Below are 1,369 nucleotides of genomic sequence, written 5' to 3' on the forward strand. Positions count from 1 at the left end.
AACCAAACAAGTGATGGATCAACCAAACAAGTGATGGATCAAGTCCGTCGCGGCGACATCAAGGTACTGATGATTTCAGTCGAGCGTTTGAATAACGAACGTTTTCGCCAGTTTATCACGCCTATCCCGATCTCGTTATTGGTGGTGGATGAAGCGCATTGTATCTCTGAATGGGGACACAATTTTCGTCCTGATTACCTCAAACTCCCTGCTTACCGACAGCAATTAAATATTCCGCAAGTCTTGCTTCTCACCGCCACCGCAACGCCGGCTGTGGTTGAGGATATGCAGACGAAGTTTGCCATCCCGGCAAATAACATCACATTAACGGGGTTTTATCGTCCTAACCTGCATCTAAATGTGGTCGCCGTGGAAGAGACGCAAAAACGGCAAGCGCTGGTTGAGCAGTTAAAGCCCGACCCCGATTTGCCGACCGTCATTTATGTCACCCAGCAGCAGACCGCGGAGAATATCGCCCAGTGGTTACAATCCCAGCATATATCCGCGACAGCTTACCATGCCGGTATGAGTCACGATGTTCGCGTGTCGATACAAGAGGCATTTATGTCGGGCCAATCGCCATGTATTGTTGCGACCATCGCCTTTGGGATGGGCGTCGATAAGGCGGATATTCGCCGTGTCATCCATTTTGATTTGCCGAAGTCGATTGAAAACTACAGCCAAGAAATTGGCCGCGCGGGACGGGATGGTCACAAGGCGACCTGCACGGTACTCGCTAACCAGTCGAGTCTGAATGTACTAGAGAATTTTATCTACGGCGATACGCCAGACAAAATGGCGATTCAGGGGTTACTGGAAGAAGTACAACAGGCAGGTCAACAATGGGAAGTCATGCTCCATAGTCTTTCACGGACATATAATATTCGGCTCTTACCGCTTAAAACCTTGCTCGTTTATTTAGAAATAGCCGGCGTGATCACCAGCCAATACAGTTACTTTGCCGATGTGAAATTCCAGTGTGTGGAGTCACCCGCCGCCATTACGGCCAAATTCCATGGTGAGCGACGCGAATTTGTTGCCCAGCTATTTGCATGCGCGATCAAAGCAAAAACCTGGTACAAGATGGATTTCCAACAACTGTGGCAACGCTTTGGAGCAGAAAGAAAGCGCGCGTTAACTGCATTGGAGTACTTTCACGAACAAGGTTGGTTATCACTCGCGACACAACAAGCCACACAAGTGTTTGGCGTGAACACCCACGAGATTGATATTCACGATCAAGCTGAGACGCTGTATGCTCTTTTTGCCAAAAAAGAACAGAGCGAGCTTGCCCGCATCAACCAATTACTGACCTTGTTATCTTCTTCAACCTGTATTAGTCAGCGCCTTGCCGACTATTTTGGTGATC

Annotated in this window: 1 protein-coding gene; it reads left to right on the forward strand. The window is 48.6% G+C overall.

The features are described from left to right. Nucleotides 1–1,369, forward strand: a 1,369-nt coding sequence (locus BZG79_RS15610) for a RecQ family ATP-dependent DNA helicase (RefSeq protein WP_108743327.1), incomplete at both ends; no start/stop codon positions are given.

The organism is Salinivibrio sp. MA427 (assembly GCF_001996115.1).
GTDB classification, from domain to species: Bacteria; Pseudomonadota; Gammaproteobacteria; order Enterobacterales; family Vibrionaceae; genus Salinivibrio; species Salinivibrio costicola.